5 protein-coding genes are annotated in these 4,718 nt (G+C 55.6%); 3 read left to right on the top strand and 2 right to left on the bottom strand.

Annotation, left to right across the window (positions count from 1 at the left end; translation table 11 throughout):
* The first annotated feature begins 75 nt into the window (after positions 1-75).
* Positions 76-857, top strand: a protein-coding gene (locus DSM25558_RS28720) for an IS5 family transposase (RefSeq protein ID WP_244554342.1) whose coding sequence is annotated in 2 segments (ribosomal slippage) — positions 76-406 and positions 406-857 — 783 coding nt in all. Because the reading frame shifts where the segments join, the coding sequence is not laid out codon by codon here.
* Between the two features lie 18 nt (positions 858-875).
* Here DSM25558_RS28720 and DSM25558_RS27435 read toward each other — a convergent pair.
* Complete coding sequence (locus tag DSM25558_RS27435; protein ID WP_077107771.1) at positions 876-1,154, bottom strand: hypothetical protein; 279 nt, start codon at positions 1,152-1,154, stop codon at positions 876-878.
* Positions 1,155-1,653: 499 nt separating this feature from the next.
* Positions 1,654-2,274, bottom strand: a complete 621-nt coding sequence (locus DSM25558_RS27430; protein WP_077107770.1) for a hypothetical protein — start codon at positions 2,272-2,274, stop codon at positions 1,654-1,656.
* A gap of 212 nt (positions 2,275-2,486) precedes the next feature.
* Here DSM25558_RS27430 and DSM25558_RS27425 point away from each other — a divergent pair, with 212 nt between their 5' ends.
* Together DSM25558_RS27425 and istB are read left to right on the top strand one after the other, a co-directional pair.
* A complete protein-coding gene (locus tag DSM25558_RS27425; protein ID WP_077107769.1) occupies positions 2,487-3,839 on the top strand; it encodes an MFS transporter in 1,353 nt (450 codons plus the stop codon).
* Between the two features lies 1 nt (position 3,840).
* Positions 3,841-4,575, top strand: a complete 735-nt coding sequence (gene istB, locus DSM25558_RS27420; RefSeq protein WP_077107768.1) for an IS21-like element helper ATPase IstB — start codon at positions 3,841-3,843, stop codon at positions 4,573-4,575.
* Positions 4,576-4,718: the final 143 nt, after the last annotated feature.

Here is a 4,718-nt window from a genome sequence, read left to right as displayed (position 1 = left end):
TACTAGGTCCTGTTGACAAAGTGGATTCCCAAATTATCTGAAGTATGATTCAAGACTGCCTTTTAGGAGGCAGTTTTGGCTCGCGGCGACCTGACGGATATGGAATGGCGGATCATCGAGGGGCTGTTGCCCACCGAGCGTGGGAGGAAGTCTCGGCCTTCTCACGATAATCGACGATATCTGAACGGCATGCTGCATGTTCTTCGGGTAGGTTGCCCCTGGCGCGACATGCATGAGCGCTACGGAAAGTGGAATTCGGTGTATGTGCGTTTCCGCCGTTGGGCCGAACAAGGCGTTTGGGACGCTCTGCTTGAGACCCTCGTCGAACTGGGGCTGACGGATGACTGGCAGCATATGATCGACAGCACCACGGTTCGCGGCCATTCTCAGGCTGCGGGCGCTAAAGGGGGGCTTATCAGGAGGCTTTTGGTCGATCACGCGGCGGCTTTACGACGAAAATCCACGCCCGTGCAGACGGTCAGGGACGCCCTCTTGGCTTCGTCCTGACGGGTGGCGAGGCTTCAGACTACAACGCCGTTCCGGATCTACTGGCAATACCGGTCTGCAAGCCGAGGCTGTTCCTTGCTGACAAGGGCTACGACGGTGATTTCCTACGTGAAGAACTCCTGATCCACGGGATCAGGCCGGTCATTCCCCCAAAAGCAAACCGGAAGAACCCGCCTGCCTGCGACTTCCGGGCATACAAGGATCGAAACCGTATCGAGCGGATGTTCAACCGCCTCAAGCAGTTCCGTCGCGTTGCGACCCGATACGACAAGACCCGAAAATCCTTTTCCGCATTCCTCGCTCTGGCCGCCGCAAAGATCTGGCTGCCATACTTTGTCGACAGGGCTTAACTCTATGGAAAAAGACACTTATCCTCCGGTGATGAAATCTTCTTTGAGAAGCTTGAATGCGAACGGGAACCGACCAAAAGGTCCGATCTCTTTGAAAAGGCGATCAAATTGAGCGCGCCATATCTTAAAAAATTCGTGCCCGAGCGCCTGTTCAACCGAACCGGTCGTTAGCGGCTCAGTCGTGATCCCTAGTCGAACAGACACGAGCCGGTAGCCTTTGCCGAAAACGGCTTCGAGATTTTCTGGTTCTACCTCCACCGCCGTCGAGGGATCCGTTGGGTTTGTGAAGGTCACCAATGTCGGAAAGCTTGCTCTCGGAATTTCCCGTGTTTCTCGAGATGCTTGGATAGCCTCGTTTTCCGCGCGGATTTGATTCCTGAAGCCATCCGCGGTGCTGTAAGGACGCTTAACGGGCTGCGGACGATTGCCACGAATGGAACCCGAGCATGTCACAACCTGTCAACAGGCTCGTGAGGCAGATAACAGTGGCGCAACTAATAATACGATGTCGGGACATCATCTATCTCTTGGTAGAAAAACTTGAAATGTTCGACATGAAGAAACAAATTTGCCGGACAATGTCAAAATTCGGAATGCCCGTCTCGGTAAATCCATCACCTCGGGTATTCAATAGATCGCGACGCGCCAACATAGCCTCCTAAAACGCAGGCTTGAGACGCGCTTCTCCTGATTTTAAAATCCACTTTGTCAACAGGCCCTAAGCTTTTAATCTACATATGATAAAGGACATTATCATATATAGACGGACCGGCAATACCTCCGGTGTGCAGATGGCCTACCGCCTCTGCTCGGCCCGGGGCAGCAGACCAACGAACCTGTCAAACAACGCCAGATCATAGCGATGGGGACTTGCCCTCGCCTCGATCAAAGGAAGCGTTTGCGGCAGTTCCCACACCAGCCTCTCAGGCATCACCTTTGCGATTGTCTCATACCATCGCACCAGCGAAGTGTGCAGGCGAAGATGCAGCCCGAAATTCGGCCGCTGCCTGGCATTATCACGATCCCGTTGCTGTTGGGCGACCTGAGAATCGATCCTCTTGAACAGGTAGCGATCGGCAAAACCCAGCCGGCGATTGCGGATAGCCTCCCGGGTAAACGCCAACAGGGCAAGCCACTCGCCCTCGGGTGCCTCACCGACCTGCCACAGAGCCCAGGAGAAATGCAGTTTCAGCGGATCGGTGTCGCAAACAGCAAACCCTTTGGCACGCTCCATTGCAACAGCGTCGGACCATCGTTTTGCATTCCACTCCGTCCAAAGGCGGGCCGCTTCACTGGGATCAGCAAGCCGGTCCGGGCGATTCTCAGGGTAGCTTTCCTTGATCAAATATTCGCCAGCGCGTTGGCGGCACCAAGTTGTTTTCCCGGCCGCACTGATGCCCTCGACGACGATGATCATGCTCACTGTGCCCCTATCCGGAATAATGTGATAAAAAGTCCGAAGGTTTTGTCGCAGAAATGCTCGTTCTGCAACGTCGCAAATATCAGGCGCAAAACCGAAACAAAAATCGGGAGTTTCGCGACAAAGAAAATTTGGTCGCAAGAAACGGGTGGCCTGTGGGTCTGTAGATCAGGCCATCTGTCCTCATGTATTGAACAAGAGGACAACCGATGTTGAATTCCATCCCATCTGCTCCACTACCCTCCGCATTCAAACGCATAGGCTGGTCGAATCTCTTCGCACAGTTTTCCGAGCAGATAGCATTGGCAGCGGCTCCATTGGCGGCGGTTTTGTTGCTTGGTGCGGGGCCGGTTGAAACGGGCTGGCTGCAAATGGCGCAATCCCTTCCGTTTTTGCTGCTTTCCATTCCGGCCGGACTTGCCGTGGATCGGGCCTCGCGCAAAACATTGATGGTGGGATCGGAGGTCCTGCGGAGTTTTTCCCTTATCGTTATTGTGCTGCTTTTGGCATTTGGGCTGCTGAATCTGCCGTTACTCGCGGTCCTCGGCTTCATCGGGGCCGTCGGTACGGTTTGTTACAGCGTGGCCGCTCCTGCGATTATTCCCTCAATCGTACCCCGTGCACGACTTAGCGATGCGAACCGCTGGCTTGAATTGGTGCGCAGCGCCGCTTTTGCCGCCGGCCCTGCTCTCGGCGGTGCGTTGGTCGGTTGGACTGGCGCTTCTACTGCCTATGTGCTTGCAACCGTGCTTTCCATTCTTGCCGCGCTGTACCTAGCAAGCATTCCAAAAGACAATGTGACATCACGCCCTTCGAGCAACCCGCTACAAGACCTGAAGGAGGGAGCAACATTCGTTGCGCATCATAAATTCCTGCTTCCGATCCTGTTCACTGCGATTTTCTTTAATACCGCGTGGGTGATTCTGATGGCAGTCTTTGTTGCCTACGCCGTCCAAAACCTCGGCATGAGTGCAACCCAGGTCGGCATTGCGTTGGGAGTTGATGGTCTCGGCATGATTGCAGGAGCCATGATCGTGCCAATCCTCGCCCGGCGCTTTTCGGTTGGAACCATGATTGTTCTGGGGCCGCTCGGAGGACTTTGTGGGGCTTTCCTCATGTTGTTGACGCTGTGGTTTCCTTCATTCTGGCTAGTATGTGTCAGTTTCTTCGTGTTCGGCGTCGGGCCAATCCTTTGGACCATCACGACGATGACACTGCGTCAGGCGGTTACGCCAAACGTCATGCTTGGTCGGGTTTCGGCGCTGATAATGACCGCCACCTATGGTTCAAGGCCGCGCCGGTTGAAGGCGATGCATGATGGCGACCGACAAATGGTGTCAATCCTGGAATGTGTCGAACTCGACGGGCTCCCCACCGTCGAAGCGGCCTGCCAGGAGGCGCTCGATCAGGGGGTGTTCTCATCTGCCGTCATTATCAACATTCTGGCCCGCAAGCGTGATCCGCAGCCGGCCGCCATCCTTTCAATTCCCGATGCGCTTCGCCTGACCCATGAGCCTTTGGCCGATTGCGCACGTTACGACAGCCTCAGGAGGGCAAGCTGATATGGAACGATCTCAAATCCTCGACATGATGGGTACGCTGAAGCTGTTCGGCATGCGCAGCGCCTACGACGAGACAATGGCCTCCGGCATCAAGCGCCAGCACGAACCGCCCCGTATCGTCGGAGACCTGTTGCAGTCGGAGATTGCCGAGAAGCAAGCACGGTCGATCAAATACCAGATCACCCTCGCCAAATTGCCACTGGCCAAGGATATCAACGACTTCGACTTCATCAATACGCCCGTTAATGAAGGGCTGGTACGCCAGCTCGCAACCGGAGAATTCCTCGCGGAGCAGCACAACATTGTACTGGTCGGTGGGACCGGCACGGGAAAGTCCCACCTGTCCATCGCGCTTGCCCGTGCGCTGATCCGCAACGGAGCACGAGGCCGGTTCTTCAATGTCGTCGATCTCGTCAACCGGCTTGAGACAGAAGCACGCAATGGCAAACAGGGGCGGCTTGCCGACTTCATCACCAGGCTCGACTTCGTCATCATGGACGAACTGGGCTATCTCCCATTCGCTCAAGCCGGCGGCCAGCTTCTCTTCCATTTGATCAGCAGGCTCTACGAGCGAACATCGATCATAGTCACCACCAACCTGGCCTTCGGCGAGTGGCCTGCCGTGTTTGGCGACGCAAAGATGACCGCCGCTCTGCTCGACAGGCTCACACACCACTGCGAGATCGTCGAAACCGGAAATGAATCATGGCGCTTTAAGAACCGCTCTCAAAGCTAAAGCCGAAAAGACAAACAATCCGCGCCCGCAGGCCCTGCGCTAGATTGAAAGCTCCAGGCCTACGCGCGCTGACCCTATGCAACCAGAGGCAGGGGTCCCTCTTGGGAGCCGATAGGGGGTCCCGTTACCAAGCCGATTGACAG

The sequence above is a fragment of the Agrobacterium sp. DSM 25558 genome (assembly GCF_900100825.1).
Taxonomy (GTDB): Bacteria; Pseudomonadota; Alphaproteobacteria; order Rhizobiales; family Rhizobiaceae; genus Agrobacterium.
This window is presented reverse-complemented; position numbering and strand designations above follow the sequence as displayed.

Coding starts and splice junctions, on each gene's coding strand:
- istB (WP_077107768.1), top strand. CDS start 3,841: ATGGAACGATCTCAAATCCTCGACATGATGGGTACGCTGAAGCTGTTC.
- DSM25558_RS27430 (WP_077107770.1), bottom strand. CDS start 2,274: ATGATCATCGTCGTCGAGGGCATCAGTGCGGCCGGGAAAACAACTTGG.
- DSM25558_RS27425 (WP_077107769.1), top strand. CDS start 2,487: ATGTTGAATTCCATCCCATCTGCTCCACTACCCTCCGCATTCAAACGC.